The sequence below is a fragment of the Burkholderia sp. EMB26 genome, assembly GCF_024730645.1.
Classification (GTDB): Bacteria; Pseudomonadota; Gammaproteobacteria; order Burkholderiales; family Burkholderiaceae; genus Burkholderia; species Burkholderia cenocepacia.
This window is the reverse complement of record NZ_CP078071.1, coordinates 1,850,293-1,873,377: the sequence shown is the minus strand read 5'-3', so window position 1 is coordinate 1,873,377 and position 23,085 is coordinate 1,850,293. Positions and strand designations below refer to the sequence as shown.

Below are 23,085 nucleotides of genomic sequence, written 5' to 3'. Positions count from 1 at the left end.
CAGTATCAACATTCCCATGATGGTAAGGTCAAGCGCCGGCGACGATGCGACGCAGGTCGATGTACACAGGTTGTCACAACGCGGAAAAAGCGATCGCCCGGCTTCCGGACGGACGACCGGGCGACCGAGCGTGCCGGGGGGTGTGCGCTCAGGCGCAGAGCTTGGCGCTTGCGAGGCGATTGAGGCTGACGCCTTGCTCGGCGGCCTGGATGACCAGCGCGCGGTGCGCCTGCGGCGGGATGCGAACCTTGAATTCGCCGCTGTAGGTTCGGTCGGCGATCGGTTCGGGCACCGTCTCGCCATTCGCCGTCATCTCGCGCACGACGTCGGCGACGAGCCGGCGAATGCCGACCAGCGCGCCTTCCGGTGTTGCGTCGAGCCACGCAAGAGACGGGAATTCCGCGCAGAGGCCGACGTGCTCCCCGTCCTCCGGGGACCACGTTACGCGGTACGTAAAGTGGTCTTGGGTCATGATTTCTGTTCCTTCAGTCGATCGATCGCGTCGAGAACCTGCGAGATCTCGAACAGATCGATGAAGCGCACCTTCGCGGGCTTGCGCGTCATTTGGTCGAGGATCTTCCATTCGCTTGGCGTAGCCTGTGGTGCCAATAGTGACACCATTCGTCGATCCTCGCCGACGGTCTTCGTCTGGCCATCATTCCGGCGCGATGGCGCCGTTTCAGATTTTTGTCGAATCCTGTGCAATATTTCAGATTCGTTGATAGTTCGACTACCGTTTTACCCGTTATTCGGCATATTGGGGGATGCCCTTAGGCGCTATGATACCGGCCTGACATCAGCGCCCACCGTTACGAAACGTAGCGAAACGGTCATCCGGGTACGCTGGGGTGCCCTGTTTTAGCCGTTCGCGAGACGAACAGGGCGTTGACTGAAAAGAACGATATTCGGCCAGTAATCGATGATTGAAAACCAGCGAGAATCAGTTTCTCTGCGACGCGCGTGCGCGTCGCTGGCCATTGCGGCGTTGCTTGCAGGATGCGCGTCGCAACCGGACGCGATCCAGCGGAAAACCGGCTGGATGCGGGCGGAAGTTGCCGACTCCTATATCTATGCGTATCCGCTCGTGCTGATGGACGTCGCGAAGGAAGCTGCGACGGGCGGCGACGGCGCGCAACCGGGGCAGGCGCCGCTCAACACGCTGCGCCACGCGCAGGCGCTGCCGCCCGTCGGCGCGGTCAACCCGCCGCTGCCGGGCGTCGACACGCTCGACTCGACCGGCTGGCTCGATGTCGCCGCCGAACCCGTGATCGTCACGCTGCCCGACACGCGCGGCCGCTACTGGGACGCGCGTGCGCTCGACATGTGGACCAACGTGCTGTGGTCGTCGTCGAGCGTCGCCGCACGCGGCCCCCGTGGTGCCGGCCGATCGCAAACGATTGCCTTCGCCGCGAAGGACTGGCAAGGCACGTTGCCGAAGGGCGTGCTGCGTGTCGACGTGCCGTCCGCCAATGCGTGGCTCGAAGTGCGGTTGCAGACGAGCGGCGGGCGCGACCTGACGAACGTGAAGAAACTGCAGCGCGCGATCCGCGTGGTGCCGCTGTCGGTGTACACCGGCGCCGAGCGCGGTGCGTCGGTCGCGGTCCATGCGGGCAGCGCGCCGTCCGAGGCGGTGGGGGGCGGCACGCCGGCCGAGCAGGTCGCCGCGCTCGACCCGAAGGCGTTCTTCACGCGCTTCGCGCGGGCGCTGCAGGACAATCCGGCGCCGGCCGACGACGCGCACGCGCAGGAATCGCTCGCCGACATCGGCGTGACGGCCGGCTACCCGGTGCTGTGGACGGGCGACCGTCTGACGGCCGCGACGGCCGGCGTCGCCGAGGCGCGCGCGCGGCTCGCGGCGGCGCCGTCGAACCTGCTGAACGCGAACGGCTGGAGCTGGATCGGCGATACGGCCGGCAAGTACGGCCAGGACTACGCACTGCGCGCGTACGCGGCCTACACGCAGTTCGGCACCGCGACGCGCGACGACGAGACGCTCGCGGTCGCCCGCGTCGACAGCGACGGCCATCCGCTGAACGGCGCGAACCGCTACGTATTGCATTTCGCGCCGGGCGCGCTGCCGCCGGTGCGCGCATTCTGGACGCTCACGCCGTACACGACCAACGGCGCGCTGCCCGACGTCGGGTCGGCGCGCCGCTCGCTCGGCGATCGCGACCGGCTGCGCCGCAACCATGACGGCTCGATCGACATCGTCGTGTCGGCGTCGCCGGGCGGCACGCATGCGGCCAACTGGCTGCCGGCGCCGCGTACCGATTTCGCGCTCGCGTTGCGCCTGTACGCGCCGAAGCCGCAGGCGAGCGACGGGTCCTGGATGCCGCCCGTCATCCTCCGGAAATGAACGGTTGACCGTCGCCGTTGTCCGACCGGCGGGCGCTGCGGCGGCGCCCGACCTCCGTACCGTCACCTCCTGAGCCTATACTTTCGGGATAGCGTGCGCGGCCGCCCGGTTATCCGGTGCGGCCCGGCATCCATTCCCGAGGCATTCAAGCATGGCAAGCGCAGACAAAGAAACCGTACCCTCGACCCTCCATGCCCTCGGCGGCGTTGCACGCTCGCGCCGCACCCGGCGTATCGGCATCGGGGTGCTGATCTTCATCGTTTTATTCGGACTGCTCGGCTTCTTCGCGGCGCCGCCGCTGATCCGCCATGTCGCCGAACAGCAGTTGAGCAAGCAGCTCGACCGGCCGGCCACGATCCAGCGCATCGCGCTGAACCCGTACACGCTGAACCTCGAAGCCGACGGCATCCACCTCGGCGAGCGCGGCGGCCAGGGCGATTTCATCGACATCGGCAAGCTGGTCGTGCGGCCGTCGTGGTCGTCGCTGTTCCGCGGCGCGCCGATCGTCAACGAGGTCCGACTCGACTCGCCGCGCTTTCACATCGTCCGCTACGATGCGCAGCGCTTCAATTTCACCGACCTGATCGAGAAGTTCTCGTCGCCGAGGCCGAAGCCCGACAGCAAGCCGACGCAATTCTCGGTGTCGAACATCCAGGTCAACGACGGCCGGATCGATTTCGACGATCGCCTGCTGAACGAAAAGCACGTGGTCGACAACTGGACGCTCGGCATCCCGTACATCGCGACGCTCGCCTCGAAGACCGACATCTTCGTCGAGCCGAAGCTGCGCGCGCGCTTCGACGGCAGCCCGATCTCGATCGACGGCAAGACCAAGCCGTTCGCGCAGTCGCGCGAATCGGAGATCGCGCTGAAGTTCGACCGCCTCGACGTGCCGAAGCTGATCTCGTACGTGCCGGCGAAGCTGCCGGTGGCCGTGACGAGCGGCCTGCTCAGCAGCAACCTCACGGTCAATTTCGTGATGAGCGGCGAGACGCCGGCGCTGCGCGTGTCGGGCACCGTCGACCTGAACGACGCGAAGGTGACCGACCGCGCGTCGGCGCCGCTGTTCGCCGCGCGCGGCGTGCACGTCGCGGCGGCCGGCCTCGAGCCGCTGCGCAACGCGATGCACTTCGACGAGATCCGGATCGACCGGCCGGTGGTCGACCTGTCGCGCGACAAGCAGGGCGTGCTGAACGTCGAGAAGCTCGTCGCGCAACCGGCCGCCGCGCCGAAGGTCGAGGCCGGGGCTGGCAAGCCGGCCGCGTCGGCCGTCGCCGCCGCATCCGGTGCGTCCGGCGCCGTCGCCGCCGCCAGCGGCGCGAAGGCCGAACGTAGCGCCGCCGCGAAGGAAGCGCCGCCGCTCGACCTGACGATCCGTCATGTCGCGATCGACGGCGGCACGATCAACGTCGACGACCGTGTGCCGGCGACGCCGACCGCGATGTCGCTGACGAAGCTCGCCGCGACGCTCGACGGTTTCTCGCTGCAGGGCAAGACGCCCGCGAAATACACGCTGTCGACGTCGCTGTCGCGCGGCGGCGACGTGACGGCCGAAGGCGCGTTCAATCTCGCCGCGAAGCAGGCCGACACGAAGCTGACGGTCGCCGCGCTCGCGCTGCCGGCGCTGCAGCCGTACCTCGGCGAGGCGACGCGCGCACGCGTGCTCGACGGCACGCTCGGCGCGACCGTCAACGCGAAGACCGACTGGGGCAAGACGCCGCTCGCCGCGGAAGTCGCCGACAGCACGGTCAGCCTGAAGTCGCTGAAGATCGCCGCGCCGGACAACAAGGCGTCCGCGATCGTGCTGCCCGACGCGAGCGCGAAGATCGCGAAGGTCGACGTCGCGGCGCGCACCGCGGAGATCGCGAGCGTCGACGCAAGCGGGCTCGCGCTCGACGTGAAGCGCCTGAAGGACGGCAAGATCGACCTCGCGGCGCTCGCCGAACCCGCGCAGGCGGCGGTGCCGAAGCGCACGGTCGCGCGCAAGGCGCAGGCCGCCGCGCCGTCGTGGCACTACCGGATCGACGCGCTGAACGTGAAGGAGGCGTCCGCGAACTTCACCGACCTGTCGACGCCGCGTCCGGTGAAGCTGGCGATCAAGCCGCTGGAGCTGTCGGTGCAGAAGGTGAGCGACGACCTGACGAAGCCGCTGCCCGTGCAACTGAAAGCGACGCTGAACCGCAAGGGCTCGCTGAACGTGACGGGTGACGTGACCGCGCAGCCGCTGAAGCTCGGCCTGAAGATCAACGGCAACCGCCTCGACGCGGCCGCGTTCGAGCCGTACTTCGGCAGCGCGCTGAACGCGACGATCGCCAGCGCGCTGCTCAACGCGCAGGGCAACCTGACGTTCGCGCAGGTGAAGGACACGCCGCGCGCGACCTATCGCGGCGACGTCGCGCTGGTCGACGTGCGGATGCTCGACAAGGCGACGTCCGACCCGTTCGCCGGCTGGCGCTCGCTCGCGCTGTCGAACCTGAAGGCAAACTACGACGAGAAGGGCACCGACGTCGACGCCGCGCGCGTGACGTTCTCGAACTTCTACGGCCGCGTGCTGCTCGATGCGCAGGGGCGGCTGAACCTGAAGGACGTGGTCGCGAAGGAGACGGGCCCTGCGCAGTCGCTCACGCGCGACGCGAGCAAGGGCGAGCCCGTGCCGCTGTCGCCGGGCGTGACGCCGCCGGCCGCCGCGCAGGCCGCATCGGCCGCGGCCGCGCAGCAGGCGTCCGTGCCGGCCGCCGCGTCGGCGACGGTGGTCGTGAAGGCCGCGCCGCAGCCGCAGAACCCGGTGCGGATGCACTTCGGCGAACTGGTGCTGCAGAACGGCCGCGTCACGTACACGGACAACTTCATCAAGCCGAACTACACGGCGAACCTCGTCGCGATCAAGGGCACGGTCGGCGCGTTCGGCACGGATTCGACGACGTCCGCGCCAGTCGACGTCGCCGCGAACCTCGCGGGCAACGGGCCGATCTCGATCAAGGGCTCGGTGAACCCGCTGATCGAGAAGCCGGCGCTCGACCTCACGGCGACCGCGCACGACATCGAGCTGACCAACCTCACGCCGTATTCGGCGAAGTACGCCGGCTATCCGATCACGAAGGGCAAGCTCAACGTCGACCTGCACTACCAGCTCGCGAACGACCAGCTGTCGGCGAACAACCACATCTTCATCGATCAGCTGACGTTCGGCGATCGGGTCGAGAACGACACGGCGACGAAGCTGCCGGTGAAGCTCGCGATCTCGCTCTTGAAAAACACGCGCGGCCAGATCGACGTGAACCTGCCGGTGTCGGGCTCGCTGTCGAATCCGGAGTTCAGCGTCGGCGGGCTGATCTGGCATGCGGTGCTGAACCTGATCGCGAAGGCCGTCACGTCGCCGTTCACGCTGCTCGCGAATGCGTTCGGCGGCGGCGGCGAGGATCTCGGCTACGTCGAGTTCGCGCCGGGATCGTATGCGCTGACCGACACGCAGCAGAAGAAGCTCGACACGGTCGTGAAGATGCTGACCGAGAAGCCGTCGATCCGCCTCGACCTGATCGGCCGCGTCGATCCGGCGCAGGACACGCCGGGGCTGCGTGACGCGTACGTCGAGCGGCTGGTGCGCCAGCAGAAGCTGAAGGACGTGGTCGGGCAGGGCGAGAGCGTCGATCCGATGTCGGTGAAGGTCGACAAGGCCGAATACTCGAAGTACCTGACGCGCGCGTACAAGGCGGCCGACTTCAAGAAGCCGCGCAACCTGGTGGGCCTGCAGAAGACGCTGCCCGATGCGGACATGAAGCAGGCGCTCGCCGATCATGCGCCGGCCGACGACAACGCGCTGCGTGCGCTCGCGCAGCAGCGCGCGCAGGCCGTGCGCCAGTACCTCGACGGCAAGATCGATTCGAGCCGCATGTTCGTCGTCGCGCCGAAGCTCGATGCGAAGGGCATCTCGGACAAGGGCGCGACGACCCGCGTCGACTTCGGGCTGCAGTAAGCGTTACCGCCGTCCGTCATCCCGCATCCGCCGCCGCGCCCGCACTCGTCGGGCGCGGCGGCTTTTTTTTCAGCGGCCGGCGATCGCCGGTTCGCGCTTGTCCAGTTCCTTCCTCGCGGCCAGCGGCAGACGCGCGTCGTCCCACTGCGTCAGCCATTCGACTTCCTTCGCGGTGAACACCGGTCCGTAGTTGCGCAACGCGTACTGCAGCGCGTCGACGACGTGATGACGGATGATTTCAGGGGTACGTGCATCGTCCAGCACGAACCGGAGAGCTTCCAGGGTCGACATACTCGTGCTCCGGGTCAGGGGAAACCCTTTATCACACGCCAATAGTCGCGGGCCAACCCGAAAAAAAATCCCGCCGCACGGGCCGGCGCACGCGAGGGCCGCGGATTGCGACCGCGTGATGTCATTTGCGATTGGTTACGTTTGACAGAGAACAGAAAGCCCCGCTTCATCCGAGCGCCGCACGATCCGGCGATATTTTGCGCGCCTGAAGGCAGGTCACGTGGTTCAACATCAATCGGTGAGGTGGGGTGATGATTTCCAGGTTCATCAAGCAACGGAAAATGGCGGCGATGGTGGCGGGCGCGCTGGCGCTCGCCAGCGCGGGCGTGCATGCGGCGCAACAGGACGGCAACGCACAGGGCGGGGACAACGGCCGGGCGAGCCGCGTCGTGAAGCACGTGCTGCTGCTGAGCATCGACGGCCTGCACGAACAGGATCTCGCGCGCTGCATCGGCGCGAATACGTGTCCGAACATCGCGGTGCTCGCGAAGAGCGGTGTGACGTATGCGAATGCGTATACGCCGGGCCTGTCGGATTCGTTCCCGGGCCTCGCCGCGCTCGTGACGGGCGGCTCGCCGAAGACGGCCGGCCTGTTCTACGACGTGTCGTACGACCGCAACCTGTACGCGCCGAGCGACACCACGTGCTCGGGCAAGCAGGGCTGGAACGTCGTGTTCGACGAGACGACCGGCATCGATGCGCAGAACGGCGGCGCGCTCGTGCACCTCGACGGCGGCGGCGCGTTCAATCCGCAGGCGATCCCGCATGCGAAGGTCAACGGTCAGTGCGTGCCGGTCTACCCGCACAACTACGTGAAGACCAACACGGTGTTCGAGGCGGTGAAGGCCGGCGTGCCGAATGCGCGCACCGCGTGGGCCGACAAGCACGCGTGGGGCTACGACTGGCTGAACGGCCCGTCGGGCACCGGCGTCGACGACCTGATGCGCACCGAGATCAATTCGATCGACCCGGCGACCAACACCGCGTACACCGACGTCTATTCGCACACCGCGCGCTTCGACAACCTGCACGTGCAGGCGCTGATCAACCAGATCGGCGGCCGCGATTCGACCGGCACGAAGATCGCACCGGTGCCGACGCTGTTCGGCGCGAACTTCCAGACGCTGAGCGTCGCGCAGAAGGCGCCGGTCGCGAAGGGCGGCGGCTATCTCGACGCCGATTTCACGCCGAACGGGCAGGTCGCGAACGCGATCAAGTATGTCGACGACGCGATCGGCCATATCGTCGCGGCGCTGAAGCAGGCGAACCTGTATTCGTCGACGGCCGTGATCGTCACGTCGAAGCACGGCCAGTCGCCGAGCGATCACACGAAGCTCGTGAAGAACGGCGACACGCTGACGAAGCTGCTCGAAGCGAACAACTACCTCGACCCGAACGGCAACTTCGGCCAGAACAACACGACGACGGGCAACCTGAACGACGGTTCGGGCCTGGTCGGCACGGGCTTCGTGCAGACCGACGACGTCGGGCTGATCTGGCTGCGCGACCGCAGCCAGCGCACGGCCGTCGTGCAGACGCTGAAGGCGAACCTCGGCTGCAACGCGCCGGGGATCTGCGCGGACGGCCCGCAGGCATACGTGCTGTACGGCGCGGCGCTCGCCGAGCGCTTCGGCGATCCGGCCAACGGCCGCACGCCGGACATCGTCGTCCAGCCGAATCCGGGCGTGATCTACACGTCGAGCACGAAGAAGGACGAGGAGCACGGCGGCAACGCGCCGGACGACAGCCACCTCGGCCTGCTCGTGTCGTATCCGGGCATTCATCGTGCGCGCACGGTGAACGACCTCGTCGGCACGAAGCAGGTCGCGCCGACGATCCTCGCGCTGCTCGGCGCCGACCCGCGCCTGCTGCAGGCGGTCGTGGCCGAGAACACGCGCGTGCTGCCGGGGCTCGGTATCGGGCGTTGAGCGTGGGGAAGGGCGGTGCGTCCGCGGCATGACGCGGGCGTTTCGGAAGTTGAGTGGGGTGAACGCGGCGCCGGGCGGATCACGGCGCCGCGATGCCGGTGCATGGCTTGAATTCAGGCGCGTGCACCGGCATATTCGTCGCGCATCACCCGTTCAACGACGTACCGAGAGGATCGCTCATGCGCCTGCTGCTTGCCCTGCTGCTTCCGTGGTTCCAGTTCTTCACGATCGGCCGCCCGATCGCCGGGACTATCTGCCTGCTCCTGCAACTCACGATCATCGGCTGGTTGCCGGCCGCGATCTGGTCGGTGTATGCGCTGAGCCAGTACAAGACCGATCGCAAGATCGACGCGGCGCTGCGCGGGCGGCCGTAGACGCGCAATGCGCGGTGGGGTGATTCAGCCGCGTGGTTCGTATTTCGGTAGAAATCTATATATTTCATTCACATCGGCGATGTGATTTGCATGGATTTCTGCCTAAATGGCGGATTCGTGCGTTGTTCGACTTGATGTATCCAGCCGAAACCGCTGCCCAATGACAAAACGGCCGCCCGGTCCATCGTTCGACCGGGCGGCCGCTTTACCTACTTCACCGCAAACAGCGTCAGGTTCATGAAGATCTTGAACGCATAGCCGAGCGTGACCGCGCCGATCACGCCGCCCGCCCACAGGACGACGAACCACATCCAGCCGCGCATCCGCGGCCGCGGCGCCTCGGGTGGGCGATCGGCGGAATCAGTGGTGGTAGTAATGCTGGTCTTCATGGCGCACCTTGCCTCGGAATACCCAGTAACCCATCGTCGTGTAGGCGATGATGATCGGGAGGATAACCGCTGCGCCGACCAGCGTGAAGGTCTGGCTCGAACGCGGCGCCGCCGCTTCCCAGATCGTCATCGTCTGCGGAATCGCATACGGGAACAGCGTGACGAGCAGGCCGACGTAGCCGAGCAGCACCAGCGCCAGCGCGAGCACGAACGGCGTCATGTCGTGCCGGTCGCGCACCGCGCGACGCATCCACGCCGCGCACGCGGCGACCAGGAACGGCACCGGCAGCAGGCGCCAGAACAACCCCGAATCGAACCAGCGCTGCGCGATGGCCGGGTCCTGCAGCGGCGTCCACAGGCTGACGATCGCGATGAAGCCGAGCAGCACGACGGTCAGCGGCCACACGACGCGATGCAGGCGGCGCTGCAGGTCGCCTTCGGTCTTCGCGACGAGCCAGCAGCAGCCGAGCAGCGCATAGGTCACGATCAGGCCGAGGCCGGTCAGCAGGCTGAACGGCGTGAGCCAGTCGAACGCGCCGCCGGCATACACGCCGTCCTTCACGTCGATGCCCTGCAGGAACGCGCCGAGCGCGATGCCCTGGAACAGCGTCGCGCCGGCCGAGCCGCCGATGAACGCGAGATCCCACAGCTGTTTCGTGCGGCGCGCCTTCGCACGGATCTCGAACGACACGCCGCGGAAGATCAGGCACACCAGCATGAAGATCAGCGGCAGGTACAGCGCCGACAGCACGGTCGAATAGACGACCGGGAACACCGCGAACAGCCCGGCGCCGCCGAGCACGAGCCACGTTTCGTTGCCGTCCCACACGGGCGCGACCGTGTTCATCATCAGGTCGCGTTCCTTCTCGTCCGGGAAGAACGGGAAGACGATGCCGATGCCGAGGTCGAAGCCGTCGAGCACGACGTACATGAAAAGCCCCAATGCGATGATCGCGGCCCAGATTACGGTGACGTCCATAGGTTTTCTCGTAAGCGAAAGGAGTGGGCTCAGACGGTCTCGATCAGCTCGTCGACGGCCGACATCGGGCGGCGCGCGGTGTGATCGGGGCGCGTATCGGGTTCGTCGTCGTGCTTGACGTCGGGCAGCGCGGGGCCGGCCTTCATCAGCTTCAGCATGTAGTACACGCCGGTGCCGAACACGAGGAAGTACACGATCACGAACGTCATCATCGACAGGCTGACCTGCTGCACCGACAGCGGCGACACGGCTTCCGCAGTGCGCTTCACGCCATACACGACCCACGGCTGGCGGCCGGCTTCGGTCGTCACCCAGCCCGCGAGCAGCGACACGAAACCCGTCGGGCCCATCGCGAGCGCGAAGCGCTGGAACCCCTTCGATTCATACAGGCGGCCGCGGCGGCGCAGCAGCCAGGCGAGCGCGGCGAGGCCGATCATCGCGAAGCCGAGGCCGACCATGATCCGGAAGCTCCAGAACACGACCGTCGAATTCGGGCGGTCTTCCGGCGGAAAGTCCTTCAGACCGCGGATCTCGCCGTCCCAGCTGTGCGTGAGGATCAGGCTGCCGAGGTGCGGCACCTTCACCGCGTAGCGGGTCGTTTCCGCCTGCATGTCCGGAATGCCGAACAGGTTCAGCGCGGTACCGCCCTTTTCGGTTTCCCACAGCCCTTCGATCGCGGCGATCTTCGCGGGCTGGTGCTTCAGCGTGTTGATGCCGTGCTGGTCGCCGATCACGGCCTGCAGCGGCGCGAGCACCAGCAGCAGCCACAGCGCCATCGAGAACATCTTTTTCACGCCCTTGTCGCGGCGACCCTTCAGCAGGTGCCACGCACCCGTCGCGGCCACCACCAGCGCGGCGACGATGAACGCGGCGATCGCCATGTGGAACAGGCGGTACGGGAACGACGGGTTGAAGATGATCGCGAACCAGTCGGTCGGCACGACGCGGCCGTCGACGATCTCGAAGCCTTGCGGCGTCTGCATCCAGCTGTTCGACGCGAGGATCCAGAACGTCGAGATCAGCGTGCCGATCGCGACCATCAGCGTCGCGCCGAAGTGCGCGCGCGGGCTCACGCGGTTCCAGCCGAACAGCATGATGCCGAGGAAGCCGGCTTCGAGGAAGAACGCGGTCATGACCTCGTACATCAGCAGCGGGCCGGTGACGGCGCCGGCGAAGCTCGAGAAGCCCGACCAGTTGGTGCCGAACTGATAGCTCATCACGACGCCGGACACGACGCCCATCCCGAACGCGACCGCGAAGATCTTCGACCAGAACAGGCAGAGCGTTTTGTAGTACTGCTTGCCGGTCTTGAGCCAGCGATATTCGAGCACGGCGATGAAGCTGGCGAGGCCGATGCTCAGCGCCGGAAAGACGATGTGAAAGGAGACGGTGAACGCGAATTGCAGGCGGGCCAGATCGAGGGCCGAAAGTGCGGTGTCCATACCAGATGACCGAGGCTGACGATACCCGCCGGCGGGTGCCGGCGGACCCCGGCGGACAGGCGTCGGGGTTGGCTGGAGTATGTGCCGCGATGTTGCGCCGCGAAATGCGCCAACTCGTCGCAGATGTCCAGTCCGTCGCGCGCGATTTCGGGATAAATCGTTGATTCGTATCAAGAACGTCGTTCGCGGCGCGCGCGGTCGCGGCGTGGCGGTCTGACGCACGTGCGTCAATATGGCGCGTCGCGTCATCGGAACGGTTTTGAGCAGACGAAAACCGTGTGCCGGGACGGCGATCGGTTTCGATGCGTTAAACGCGTAACGCGAGCGTTCGAACAGGCGGGGCGTCTGTCACACGGGTAACGTCGCGCAACATTCGCGCGCCGGCCCGTAATGGATCCCCGAGCGCGTGCGGCGTAGCGTTCGGGATGCCCGGTTCGGATCGCCGAACCGGCCTGCCGGAGAACGTGACGTGAATGGATTGAAGCTCGCGCTGGGCGCGGCGGCCGCGCTCGCGGTCGCGACGGGCGGCGTGGCGCATGCCGCCCGGGTCGGGGTCTATATCGGCCCCGGCTACCCGTATTACGCCCCGGTCGTCCCTGCGCCGTACTACTACCCGCCGCCCGTCGTCGCGGTGCCGGTCGCTCCGCCGCCGCCGCCCGAGTATGTCGAGAAGGGGCAGCCGCAGGACGGCGGCGACGCGGACCTCTGGTACTACTGCGACGCGTCGAAGCATTACTACCCGCATGTGAAGACCTGCAAGTCGGGCTGGCGCGCGGTGCCGGCGCGGCCGCAATGACGGAGGCGCGACGATGAACACCGTATTTCGACCGCTGCGCGTGCCGGCCGTTCTGGCGCTGGCCGCGCTGCTCGGCGCGTGCGCCTACCTGCCGAGCGGGCCGAGCGTGATGGCGCTGCCGGGCACCGGCAAGTCGTTCGACCAGTTCCGCGCGGATGACGGCAGTTGCCGGCAGTATGCGTTCCAGCAATCGGGCGGCGTGAGCGCCGGGCAGGCGTCGACCGCGAGCGCGGTCGGCAGCGCGGCCGTCGGCACCGCGCTCGGCGCGGCGGCCGGCGCCGCGTTCAACGGCGGCACCGGCGCGGCGGTCGGCGCGGGCGCGGGGCTGCTCGCGGGCAGCGTCGTCGGTGCGGGCGCCGCGCAGGGTTCGGCCTACGACGTCCAGCGCCGCTACGACTATGCGTATCTGCAGTGCATGTATGCGACCGGCAACCGTGTGCCGGTGCCGGGCGGCATGAGCGGGGGGAGCGGCGGCGGGTATGGCGGTAGCGGATACGGCACGGCGCCGCGCGCGGCGCCGCCGATGCCGCCGGCGGGCGTCCAGCCGCCGCCGCCGCGATACTGATCCGCGCGATCGCGTGCCTCCATCGGCACGCGCTGCGTGAATTGCGTACACTCTGAGTCTCGTTTTCGGCAGGGCCGGACGCAGGGATGCCGGCTCGCGTTTTCTCAGGGCACAGCGATGATCGATTTACGCAGCGATACCGTGACACGTCCGAGCCAGGCGATGCTGGCTGCAATGACCGCCGCCGAAACCGGCGACGACGTCTGGGGCGACGACCCGACCGTCCTGCGCCTGCAGGCGGTGACGGCCGAGCGGGCCGGCAAGGAAGCCGGCCTGTTCTTCCCGAGCGGCACGCAGAGCAACCTGGCCGCGCTGATGTCGCATTGCGAGCGCGGCGACGAGTACATCGTCGGCCAGCTCGCGCACACCTACAAGTACGAAGGCGGCGGCGCGGCCGTGCTCGGCAGCATCCAGCCGCAACCGATCGAGAACGCGCCGGACGGCACGCTGCCGCTTGCGAAGATCGCCGCGGCGATCAAGCCGCTCGACAATCACTTTGCCCGCACGCGCCTGCTCGCGCTCGAAAACACGATCGGCGGCCAGGTCTTGCCGGAAGGCTATGTGCAGGAAGCCGTCGCGTTCGCGCGCAGCCGCGGGTTGTCCACGCATCTCGACGGCGCGCGCGTCTGCAATGCGGCGGTTGCATCGGGTCGCCCGATCGCCGCGCTGTGCGCGCCGTTCGACACCGTGTCGATCTGCTTCTCGAAAGGGCTCGGTGCACCGGTCGGCTCGGTGCTGGTCGGCAGCCGTGCGCTGATCGAGCGCGCGCAGCGCTGGCGCAAGGTGCTGGGCGGCGGGATGCGGCAGTCGGGCATTCTCGCGGCGGCGTGCCTGTATGCGCTCGATCACAACGTCGAGCGGCTCGAGGACGATCACGCGAATGCCGCGCATCTCGCCGAAGGGCTCGCGCGCATCGACTCGGTGAAGGTGCTGTCGCATGCGACGAACATGGTGTTCGCGCAATTCCCAGAAGCCGATTGCGCGCCGCTCGAGGCATGGCTCAAGGAACGCGGGATTCTCACGCAGATGCTGTATGCGTCGCGCTTCGTCACCCACTGCGACGTGTCGCGCGCGGACATCGACACGTTCCTCGGCGCGGTCGGCGAGTACTTCTCGCAGCGGCGCGCGTGAAGCGGAGTGCGTCGGCCGGCGACGGGCCGGCGCGACGTGGCATGACGCAGGACGCGGAGGGTTGACGCGGCGCGTCGTCGGTCGATCGTTGCCGTGCCGGCGGATTACGCCTGCCGCGGCGTGTCGGCGGGCGGCGTGCCGTCGTGGAACAGCGATTTCAGCTGCGTGCGCAGTTCGGCGCTGTCGGTGTGCTGGTGGACCGAGACCGCGTGTTGCACGGCGGCCTCCAGCAGTTCGTTGTCGGAGTCGGCGGAAATCGCGACCGAGCAATGCATCGCGCTGGGAAACTCGCGGCAATCGATATAGCGGCGGGACATGATGTTCTCCTCACATGAAAGGGAACGGCCGGACCTGGACGATCGGCCGCGCGGCGCGTTCGCGAGGCCGATGGAAAAAGTATAGGCGGCGCGGCCGACTATCTCGTCGGAGTGCGTACCGCGCCGCCCGACCGTATCGATCGCCGGCGCGGCTGCCGGCGCGTTACGGCAGCGGCGCGAGCAACCGGCGCGCCGCTTCGACGACCCGCTCCGACAGCGACGCCATCGTCGGCGACTGCACGGTCCACGCGTGCCAGTACAGCGTGACGTCGGTCGGATGCGCGGGCGCGAGATCGACGAGCCCCTGCGTATCGAGCGGCGCGGTGCCGATCAGCGGCTCCGGCACCATCGCGTAGCCGAGCGCGTGCCGCACGGCCGCGAAGTGCGCATGAGTGCCCGGCACGTAATGGCACGGGTAGGCGCCGTCCGGCAGCCCGAACTTCTCCTTCAGAAACGACGATTGGAGCGTGTCGCGCCGCGAATACGCGACGACGGGGGCCTTGCGTGCGCTCGTGCGGTTCAGCCCGCGCGGAAACCAGCGCACCGCGAACGCGGCGGCCGCGAGCAGCCGGTAGCGCATCGTGCCGAGCGGCGTCGCGATGCAGCCGCGCATCGGCTTCGGCTCGGTCGTCACGCAGCCGACCGCCATTCCGCTTTCCAGCAGCGCGAACGTGTGATCCTGATCCTCGACGATCAGCTCGAACAGGATCCGCTCGCCGGCGAGCACGGACGTCAGCGCGGGCAGGAACCAGGTGCCGAGGCTGTCGGCGTTCAGCGCGATCGTCACGGAGATCGGCGATTCGCGTTCGGTCGCGAGCGTGCTCTGCAGGTCGGCCTGCAGCAGCGCGACGCGGCGCAGGTGCTGCAGCACGCGCTGTCCGGCCACGGTCGGGCGGCACGGCCGCGTGCGCAGCACGAGCGGCGTGCCGAGGCTCGCTTCCAGCGCGCGGACCCGTTGCGTGACGGCGGACGCGGTCACGTGCAGGCGCACGGCCGCCTGCTCGAAGCTGCCGGTGTCGGCGACGGCCAGCAGCGCGGCGGCCTGCTTCGGATCGATCGTCATCGACATGTCGGGGGCATTCCTGTGAGCGGAGACGAGAACAGGCCGTAGTGTAAGGCAGCGTGGGCCGCCGTCCCGGCGCGGCGAATCGTCCCGCCGTGGGATTCGTCGTCGGAATCGGTTGCCGCGAATGGGGGCGCGGCGGCGCGGGCATTTTGATCTACGCTGTATGCATGCGCGAAACGCGGCGGCGATGTCGTCATGCCGATGCCGGTGCCCGACGACGACAGGCGGCACACGAGCCCGGCTACACTCCACTGAAGAACACGCGACGGAGCAACCGAGCCATGATCTTCCGGCAACTTTTCGACCCGCAATCGTCGACGTACACGTATCTGCTCGCCGATAGCGCATCGCGCGAGGCGCTGTTGATCGATCCGGTGTTCGAGCAGGTACGCCGCGACGCGGCGCTGCTCGACGAACTCGGGCTGCGGCTCGTCGCGACCGTCGACACGCACGTGCATGCCGATCACGTGACGGGCGCCTGGCTGCTGAAGCAGCGCACCGGCAGCGCGATCGCGATCTCGGCCGCGAGCGGCGCGCAAGGCGCCGACCGCTACCTGAACGACGGCGACCGCTGTGCGTTCGGTTCACGCTACCTGACCGTGCGCGCGACGCCCGGCCACACGAGCGGCTGCATCAGCCTCGTGCTCGACGACGAATCGATGGCGTTCACCGGCGATTGCCTGCTGATCCGCGGCACCGGCCGCACCGACTTCCAGCAGGGCGACCCGCGCGCGCTGTATCGCGCGGTGCACGGCCGGCTGTTCACGCTGCCGGCCGCGTGCCTGCTGTACCCGGCGCACGACTATCGCGGGCTCACGGTGACGAGCGTCGGCGAGGAGCGGCGCTTCAACCCGCGCCTCGGCGGCGATCTCAGCGAGGACGATTTCGCGGGCTACATGCGCAACCTCGGGCTCGCGCATCCGCGTCAGATCGACGTCGCGGTGCCGGCGAACCTGCAGTGCGGGGTCGCCGCGAACGCGCCCGATGCGCAGGCGGCAGCCGACTGGGCGCCGCTCGTCTATACGTTCGCCGGCTTCTGGGAAATCGATCCGCAATGGCTCGAGGATCATCTGCCGGCCGTGCAGGTCGTCGACGTGCGCGAGCCGGACGAATTCACCGGTCCGCTCGGCCATCTGCCGGGCGCGACGCCGATCCCGCTCGGCGAACTGGCCGCGCGCACCGGCGAGATCGCGCGCGACCGGCCGGTCGTGACCGTATGCCGGGCCGGCGGGCGCTCCGCGCAGGCGACCGTGATCCTCAGGAAGGCCGGCTTCGACGCGGTCGCGAATCTCGGCGGCGGGATGCTGCGCTGGCGCGCCGAAGGGCGTGTCGTGATGGACGGCCGATCGTAGCGGCCCAGCCAGTCCCTCGAAAAAATGTCGGACCGATGTCGAAACGGCCGGGCGCCGTTCGTCGTCAAGGTATCCGATCACGTGGCGCCGCACGCCGCGGCGCCGAAACCCAGAGAGACCCCACGATGATGCCGACGCTTTACGCCCATCCCTTTTCGTCATACTGCCAGAAGGTGCTGACCGCGCTATACGAGAACGGCACGCCGTTCGACTATCGCGTGCTCGCGCACGACGACCCGAAGCCGATGCAGGAACTGGCCGCGCTGTGGCCGCTGAAGCGCTTCCCGGTGCTCGTCGACGCGGGCCGCACGGTGATCGAGGCGACGATCATCATCGAATATCTCGGCCTGAACCATCCGGGCCCGGTGCGCCTGCTGCCCGACGATCCGCGCGCCGCGCTCGAGGTGCGGACGATGGACCGCTTCTTCGACAACTACGTGGCGACGCCGCAGCAGAAGGTCGTGTTCGATGCGCTGCGGCCGGAAGCCGAGCGCGATGCGCGCGGGGTGGCCGATGCGCGCGCGATGCTCGACACGTCGTATGCGTGGCTCGACAGGACGATGGCCGAGCGCGAATGGGCGGCCGGCGACCATTTCAGCCTCGCCGATTGCGGCGCGGCGCCGTTCCTGTTCTACGCGGACTGGACGCACCGGATCGATCCGGCGTTCGCGAACGTGATCGCGTACCGCCAGCGTCTGCTCGCGCGGCCGTCGTTTGCGCGGGCGGTCGACGAGGCGCGGCCGTATCGTTCGTTCTTTCCGCTCGGTGCACCCGATCGCGACTGACGGGTGCGGCCGTCGCACGGCGCGCGGCCGCGGCGCATGGCCGGCATCGCGCGCCGGGGCGACGGAACGACAGCAGCAGCACCATTGCGCGGCGGCCCGTCACATCGTGCGCGTGGCCGACTGCGCGAGCGTCAGCAGTTCGTCGAACTGCGTGATCAGCTCGAAGCACAGCAGGAACGCGAGCGTATAGGCGGGCGCGGGGAAGCGCCGGATCATCTCCAGCACCCGCGGCGCGAAGCGCGACCGGATCGCGTCGCGCGTCAGCAGCCACGCGATCGCGATGCCGATCGCCGCGCCCGCGATCAGGTCGGTCGGATAGTGAAAGCCGAGATACGCGCGCGGCAGGCAGATGAACACGACCGAATACAGCAGCGCGACGATGCCGACGCGGCGCGCGATGATGAAGATGCCGGTCGCGATCGCCATCCACAGCATCGCGTGATCGCTCGGAAACGAACTCCATGTCTGCAGCGTCGCCGCGCGCAGTCCGGCCGACGGAAAGTGCAGGTGCAGGTCGGGGTTGTAGATCGGCCGTACGCGGAACGGCAGCACCTGGGCGAGCACGCGGCCGACGGCGAGCGCGACGAGCCCGCTCGCGACGGTGGCGACGACCCGTTCGCGTTGCCGTTCGCGGTTAGGGCCGGGCTGGAACCACAGCCAGCACAGCACGGGAACGAGCACGAAGCCCTTGAACGTGTAGAGGCCCGCGATCACGCGGATCGCGTGATTCATCAACGGGCCGAACGTCACGTGGGTGAGGAAGATCTGGATCGTGGTGTCGAAATCGTTCATGTCCTGTGCGACCCGGGCGGACGCGCAGCGCATGACGGGCGGCCGGCTGGATCGGAAAGCGCGCTCGCACGGAGCGCAACGGGGGGCAAGTATGTCACCCGTTATTTCGAAGAAAATGCGAAAAAATACCGGGAATCCCCTGACGCACCGGGCTCGGTGGTGGGGCCGGATGGCAACGCGCCGTGCGGTGCGGCAGGGTCGAATCATCCGATGTTTGCGTGCGGACCTGCACGCACGCCGGAAAAATATTTGGGTGAACTGGACAATTCGCCCGGCCGGTGCGGACCTTGCGCCGGATGAACGATTGCCGTGCCGGAATGGTATGAAGCTGCCGGGCGGCGCGGCGTCATGCACGCGTCGATCAAAAATATAAAAAAGCGGGCAAGCCTCGTGGGCTTGCCCGCCGGTGCTACGCGACGCCCGATCTCAGTTGCGCCAGATCCGCACGACGAGCGCGGCCAGCGACGTCGCGACGGCCAGCGCGGTCACCGCATTCCAGCCCAGTTGCGCGAGCAACGAACTGCCGAGCGCGGCGCCGGCCGCCATCCCGATGAACATGCCGACGAACAGCACCGCGTTGAGGCGGCTGCGCGACGCGGGATCGATCCGGTAGACGATCGACTGGTGCGCGATCAGCGTCGCCTGCACGCCGAGATCGAAGCCGATCGTCGCGACCGCGAGCAGGACGAGCTGCGCATGCGGCGACATCAGCGGCGCGGCGGCCATCGACGCGAACGACGCCGTCGCGATGCCGATCCCGATGCGCGTGACGCGTTCGGGGCCGTGATGGTCGGCCAGCCGTCCGGCAATCGGCGCGGCCAGCGCGCCGGCGGCGCCCGCAAGGCCGAACGCACCGGCGGCCGCGCTGCCGAGATGGAACGGCGCACCGTGCAGCATCACCGCGAGCGTCGACCAGAACGCGCTGAAGCCGACGGCCAGCAGCCCCTGCGCGAGGGCGGCGCGGCGCAGTGCCGAATGCTCGCGCCACAACGCGCCGAGCGAGCCGATCAGCGCGCGATACGGCAGCTGCGTGGTCGGCGCGAAACGCGGCAACCCGCGTGCGGCCACGGCGCCGATCGCGGCGACGCTGACCGCCGCGAGCGCGAACATCGCGCGCCAGCCGGCCGTCTCGGCGATGAACCCGGCCACGACGCGCGACAGCAGGATGCCGAGCAGCAAGCCGGTCATCACCGTGCCGACGATGCGGCCGCGATGCGCGTCGTGCGCGAGCGTCGCGGCGGCCGGCACGACGTCCTGCGCCATCGTCGCGGCGAGGCCGATCGCGAAGCTCGCCGCGAGCAGCAGCCCAAGCGATGGCGCGACGGCCGCCAGCAGCAGCGCGACGACCAGCGCGGCGGCCTTGGTGACGATCACGCGGCGTCGGTCGAAGCGGTCGCCGAGCGGCGCGAGCAGCAGGATGCCGAGTGCATAGCCGAGCTGCGTGAGCGTCGGCACGAAGCCGATCGCGCGCGCCGACGCGCCGAGATCGGGTGCGAGCGCGCCGAGCATCGGCTGCGCGTAGTAGAGCGGAGCGACGCCGAGGCCGGCGGCGGCCGCGAGCAGCAGCACGAGCCGGCGATCGGGCATCGAATGGGCGGCCGGATGGGCCGGAGCGTGCGCCACGCGGGGCGCGGTATCGAGACGGGCAGGGGTGGACATCGCGTACATCCTCGGTTGAAGAATGGGATGGACGCGAGTGTGGCGGCACGCGGCCGGCGACGGTAGTGCCGCCTTGCGCAGATTTGTTATACGCTGCACGCATGACCGAAAAATCCTCCTCCTCTCCCGCTGCTGGCGGGTCTCCGCGCATTCAGACGGTGCCGGTGGACGGCGCCGGCTATCGTTTCGAGCTGATGGAAACCTTCGTGCGCATAGTCGAGGCCGGCAGCCTGTCGGCGGCGGCCGTGCAACTGCATACGACGCAGCCGACCATCAGCCGCCGGCTGCAGGCGCTGGAAAGTTCGCTCGGCATGCGGCTGCTGCAACGCACGACCCATGCGATGCGGCTGACCGTCGACGGCGAGCGGTGCTTCAAGCGGGCGAAGGAGCTGCTGGCGAGCTGGGCGGCGTTCGAGGCCGATTTGCGCGGCGCGCAGGAGGAGCCGGACGGGCTGCTGCGGGTCGCGGTGCCGCACGCGTTCGGGCAAGAGCGTTTCGTCGTGCCGCTCGCGCAGTTCCTGCGCGACTATCCGCGCGTGTCGGTCGAGTGGCTGCTGCAGGACGAGGTGCGCGATTTCGTCGGCAGCGGCATCGATTGCGCGATCCAGGTCGGCGAGCCGACCGATCCGGGCGTGGTCGCGATCCGGCTGACCAAGGTGCCGCGCTTCGTGGTCGCCGCGCCGTCCGTGCTGAACGGCGCCGACGTGCCGGCCGACCCGGACGCGCTGGCCGCACTGCCGTGGCTCGCGTTGCGCACGTACTACCGCAACGAACTCCTGCTGACGCATGCGGCCACCGGCGACACGCGGCGCCTCGCGATCCGCCCGCGTATCACGACCGCGAACCTGTATGCACTGCGCAGCGCGGCGCTGCTGGGCGTCGGCGCGTGCGTCGGATCGTCATGGTTGCTGGCCGGCGATCTCGCGCGCGGCGATCTCGTGCACCTCGCGTCCGAGTGGCAGGCCGCGCCGCTGCCCGTCTACCTGACCTATCCGCATGCGCAGTTCTATCCGTCGCGGCTCGTGCGGTTCGTCGCGATGATGCGCGAAGCCGTGCCGGCGCTCGTCGAAGGGCGCGACGGCTGACGCGGGCGGCGCGCCGGTGGCGACTCGCGGTCAGCCGCGCCGGATGCCTTCCGGCAGCGCGCTGATGCGGCGTACCTCGGGCGAGTCGAGCCACGCGCGCGACGTCGCGCAGTCGACGAACATGTCGGTCGCGTCCTCGCCCCAGAACAGGTCGCCGTCGAGTACGAAGGTCGGGACGCCGAACACGCCGTCGGCGATCGCGCGATCCGTGTTAGCACGCAGCGCGTCCTTGACCGGCTGGGCGTCGACGGCCGTCACACCTTCCGGAAAACCGACGGCTTCGCACAGGGCGGCGAAGCCTTCCGGCGTCGATACGTCCTGGCCGTCGCGCCAGATATGCCGGAAGATCCGCCGGTTCGCGTCGGGCGAGCTGCCCATCGCGATCGCGAGGCGCAGCGGCTTGATCGGATTGAACGGGTGCGCGGGCGGCATCCGGAAGGCGATGCCGAGCTTGTCCGCGCGGTATTGCGCGTGGCGATAGGTGAACACGCGCTTGGCCGCGATCTCCGCCGGCGCTTTCTGGCCCCAGTGCGCGAGCAGCGCGCCGAGCACGATCGGCCGCGGCTCGAACGCGGCGGCGAGCGGCAACCGGTCGAACTGTTCCTGTTGCAGGTAGGCAAACGGCGAAACGAAATCGAAATACCAGGTGGCGGTGCGCGCGGCGTTCATCGCGGGTGTCTCCTCGTGCGGGTCCGGTTGACGGTTGCACGCGCGGCGCGGTGCCGGTGAACGACGCGCTGCGTGCATCGGCGGCCAGTGTCGCATGCGGTTGCCTTTCATGCTGCCGCGTCACCTGCCGGGATGCGGACGACGCCCTACGAGCGGACCGTGTCGTCCGCTGACGACGCGAGCCGCGCGAGACTGTCGCGCACGGCGGGTGCGTCGTAGCGCGCGCCCGCGCCGCCGAGCGCGACGGTCGCCTTCTGCGCGAGCGGCAGCAGCATCGCGAGCGCCGCCGTCATCGCCGGCGCGGCGGCGAGCCGCGATTTCGGGCCCGACACCGTCAACGCACCGACGCATTCGCCGGCCGCGTTGAACACGGGCACGGACGCCGATGCCGTCTCCGGGTCGCGCTCGCCGTACGACGCGGCCCACAGCTGTTCGCGCACGTCGTGCCAGCGGGCGTCCTGCGTGTCGGTGAAGGCCAGCAGCACCTTCCCCGAGGCGCCCTGGCCGACCGGAAACTCCTCGCCGACGCGGATCGAAACACGTACCGCCCGCGCGGGCTCGACGCGATAGAGCACGGAGCGCACGTCGCCCTGGCGCACGTAGAACGATGCCGTTTCCCCGAGTTCGCGGCTCAGCGTCTCGAGGAGCGGCTCGACTACCGGGCCGACACGGAACGAACGCTGGTACAGCGCGGCGAGCCGCAACGGCTCGTGCCCGATCGCGTACTGGCCGTCGTCGAGTTTGCGCATGAAGCCGCCATGCTCGAGCGCGGCGAGCAGGCGCAGGATCGTGCTCTTGTACAGCCCGGTGCGGCGCGACAACTCGGCGAGCGACAGCCGGTCGTCGGTCTGGCCGAACGCACGGAGGATCGCGAACGCACGGTCGAGCACGGCGACGCCGCTGGATGCTTCCTCGGTCGCCGGATCGGATGCGTCGCCGGCGTGAACTGCTGGATTCCTCGGCACTGCTGCTTCCTTCGAATGATGGGTCGGTCGACTATATCGTTCTATCTGACAGAACACAAGTTCCAGAAAAACGCGATTTCACGGGTATACCCCGCTTATCGCCCGTCCGACGTGCGCTTAAAGTTCTGTCAAACAGAACTATGTTCTTTCAGATAGAACGATGAGGTGTCG

Annotated in this window: 22 protein-coding genes; 10 read left to right on the top strand and 12 right to left on the bottom strand. The window is 68.4% G+C overall.

Annotation, left to right across the window (positions count from 1 at the left end; genetic code table 11):
* Nucleotides 1-148: 148 nt before the first annotated feature.
* Together KU887_RS25200 and KU887_RS25195 are read right to left on the bottom strand one after the other, a co-directional pair.
* A complete protein-coding gene (locus KU887_RS25200; RefSeq protein ID WP_034203176.1) occupies nt 149-472 on the bottom strand; it encodes a type II toxin-antitoxin system HicB family antitoxin in 324 nt (107 codons plus the stop codon).
* Nucleotides 469-621 carry a hypothetical protein gene (locus tag KU887_RS25195; RefSeq protein WP_006494368.1) on the bottom strand — a complete coding sequence of 51 codons (153 nt, stop codon included), beginning with the start codon at nt 619-621 and terminating at the stop codon, nt 469-471. Before KU887_RS25195 ends, KU887_RS25200 begins: the two co-directional genes overlap by 4 nt.
* 298 nt (nt 622-919) lie before the next feature.
* Between KU887_RS25195 and KU887_RS25190 the strand changes: the two genes are divergently transcribed.
* On the top strand, nt 920-2,356 hold the full coding sequence (locus KU887_RS25190) for a DUF1254 domain-containing protein (RefSeq protein ID WP_048987738.1): 1,437 nt from the start codon (nt 920-922) through the stop codon (nt 2,354-2,356).
* Between the two features lie 151 nt (nt 2,357-2,507).
* Nucleotides 2,508-6,329 (top strand): DUF748 domain-containing protein, encoded by a 3,822-nt coding sequence (locus KU887_RS25185; RefSeq protein ID WP_258255793.1) that lies wholly within the window; start codon nt 2,508-2,510, stop codon nt 6,327-6,329.
* 69 nt (nt 6,330-6,398) lie between these two features.
* Here KU887_RS25185 and KU887_RS25180 read toward each other — a convergent pair whose 3' ends face one another.
* Entirely contained in the window at nt 6,399-6,620 is a 222-nt protein-coding gene (locus KU887_RS25180) for a hypothetical protein (protein WP_034203178.1), read from the bottom strand.
* Nucleotides 6,621-6,871: 251 nt separating this feature from the next.
* Between KU887_RS25180 and KU887_RS25175 the strand changes: the two genes are divergently transcribed.
* Nucleotides 6,872-8,548, top strand: coding sequence for an alkaline phosphatase family protein (locus KU887_RS25175; protein WP_258255791.1), 1,677 nt, complete (start codon nt 6,872-6,874; stop codon nt 8,546-8,548).
* 179 nt (nt 8,549-8,727) lie between these two features.
* Entirely contained in the window at nt 8,728-8,922 is a 195-nt protein-coding gene (locus KU887_RS25170; protein ID WP_258255790.1) for a YqaE/Pmp3 family membrane protein, read from the top strand.
* A 209-nt stretch (nt 8,923-9,131) separates the two neighbouring features.
* Here the strand turns inward: KU887_RS25170 and KU887_RS25165 are convergent, their stop codons facing one another.
* Genes KU887_RS25165 through KU887_RS25155 form a run of 3 tightly spaced genes read right to left on the bottom strand, consistent with a single transcriptional unit; the run spans nt 9,132 to nt 11,732 of the window.
* Nucleotides 9,132-9,311, bottom strand: coding sequence for a hypothetical protein (locus tag KU887_RS25165; RefSeq protein ID WP_034187692.1), 180 nt, complete (start codon nt 9,309-9,311; stop codon nt 9,132-9,134).
* Complete coding sequence (gene cydB / locus KU887_RS25160; protein ID WP_006494372.1) at nt 9,283-10,290, bottom strand: cytochrome d ubiquinol oxidase subunit II; 1,008 nt, start codon at nt 10,288-10,290, stop codon at nt 9,283-9,285. The genes KU887_RS25165 and cydB overlap by 29 nt, the downstream gene beginning before the upstream one ends.
* A 29-nt stretch (nt 10,291-10,319) precedes the next feature.
* On the bottom strand, nt 10,320-11,732 hold the full coding sequence (locus KU887_RS25155) for a cytochrome ubiquinol oxidase subunit I (RefSeq protein WP_006487971.1): 1,413 nt from the start codon (nt 11,730-11,732) through the stop codon (nt 10,320-10,322).
* Between the two features lie 469 nt (nt 11,733-12,201).
* On the opposite strand from KU887_RS25155, the gene KU887_RS25150 reads away from it, so the two are divergent.
* The 3 genes from KU887_RS25150 to ltaE all read left to right on the top strand — a co-directional run bounded on the left by KU887_RS25150 (nt 12,202) and on the right by ltaE (nt 14,224).
* The gene (locus tag KU887_RS25150; RefSeq protein WP_058902410.1) at nt 12,202-12,528 is read left to right on the top strand and encodes a hypothetical protein; all 327 of its coding nucleotides are present in this window, start codon (nt 12,202-12,204) and stop codon (nt 12,526-12,528) included.
* Nucleotides 12,529-12,541: 13 nt separating this feature from the next.
* Complete coding sequence (locus tag KU887_RS25145) at nt 12,542-13,093, top strand: YMGG-like glycine zipper-containing protein (protein ID WP_060265526.1); 552 nt, start codon at nt 12,542-12,544, stop codon at nt 13,091-13,093.
* Nucleotides 13,094-13,210: 117 nt separating this feature from the next.
* Complete coding sequence (ltaE, locus tag KU887_RS25140; protein ID WP_062885033.1) at nt 13,211-14,224, top strand: low-specificity L-threonine aldolase; 1,014 nt, start codon at nt 13,211-13,213, stop codon at nt 14,222-14,224.
* A 104-nt stretch (nt 14,225-14,328) separates the two neighbouring features.
* Here the strand turns inward: ltaE and KU887_RS25135 are convergent, their stop codons facing one another.
* Nucleotides 14,329-14,541: a DUF1059 domain-containing protein gene (locus tag KU887_RS25135; protein WP_006480352.1), complete on the bottom strand. Its 213-nt coding sequence runs from the start codon at nt 14,539-14,541 to the stop codon at nt 14,329-14,331.
* 163 nt (nt 14,542-14,704) lie between these two features.
* Nucleotides 14,705-15,610, bottom strand: coding sequence for an HTH-type transcriptional regulator ArgP (locus KU887_RS25130; RefSeq protein ID WP_006490811.1), 906 nt, complete (start codon nt 15,608-15,610; stop codon nt 14,705-14,707).
* A 278-nt stretch (nt 15,611-15,888) separates the two neighbouring features.
* On the opposite strand from KU887_RS25130, the gene KU887_RS25125 reads away from it, so the two are divergent.
* The gene (locus KU887_RS25125) at nt 15,889-16,959 is read left to right on the top strand and encodes an MBL fold metallo-hydrolase (protein ID WP_006496188.1); all 1,071 of its coding nucleotides are present in this window, start codon (nt 15,889-15,891) and stop codon (nt 16,957-16,959) included.
* A 125-nt stretch (nt 16,960-17,084) separates the two neighbouring features.
* Complete coding sequence (locus tag KU887_RS25120) at nt 17,085-17,744, top strand: glutathione S-transferase family protein (protein ID WP_006490804.1); 660 nt, start codon at nt 17,085-17,087, stop codon at nt 17,742-17,744.
* Nucleotides 17,745-17,843: 99 nt separating this feature from the next.
* Here KU887_RS25120 and KU887_RS25115 read toward each other — a convergent pair whose 3' ends face one another.
* Both KU887_RS25115 and KU887_RS25110 read right to left on the bottom strand, forming a co-directional pair.
* A complete protein-coding gene (locus tag KU887_RS25115; RefSeq protein WP_006490805.1) occupies nt 17,844-18,536 on the bottom strand; it encodes a phosphatase PAP2 family protein in 693 nt (230 codons plus the stop codon).
* A gap of 426 nt (nt 18,537-18,962) precedes the next feature.
* Nucleotides 18,963-20,195, bottom strand: a complete 1,233-nt coding sequence (locus tag KU887_RS25110) for an MFS transporter (protein WP_212262674.1) — start codon at nt 20,193-20,195, stop codon at nt 18,963-18,965.
* 101 nt (nt 20,196-20,296) lie between these two features.
* Here KU887_RS25110 and KU887_RS25105 point away from each other — a divergent pair, with 101 nt between their 5' ends.
* A complete protein-coding gene (locus tag KU887_RS25105) occupies nt 20,297-21,280 on the top strand; it encodes a LysR family transcriptional regulator (RefSeq protein ID WP_077188709.1) in 984 nt (327 codons plus the stop codon).
* Nucleotides 21,281-21,310: 30 nt separating this feature from the next.
* Here KU887_RS25105 and KU887_RS25100 read toward each other — a convergent pair whose 3' ends face one another.
* Entirely contained in the window at nt 21,311-21,949 is a 639-nt protein-coding gene (locus KU887_RS25100) for a 2-hydroxychromene-2-carboxylate isomerase (protein WP_258255785.1), read from the bottom strand.
* 146 nt (nt 21,950-22,095) lie between these two features.
* Nucleotides 22,096-22,914, bottom strand: coding sequence for an IclR family transcriptional regulator (locus KU887_RS25095; RefSeq protein ID WP_006490799.1), 819 nt, complete (start codon nt 22,912-22,914; stop codon nt 22,096-22,098).
* Between the last annotated feature and the right edge of the window lie 171 nt (nt 22,915-23,085).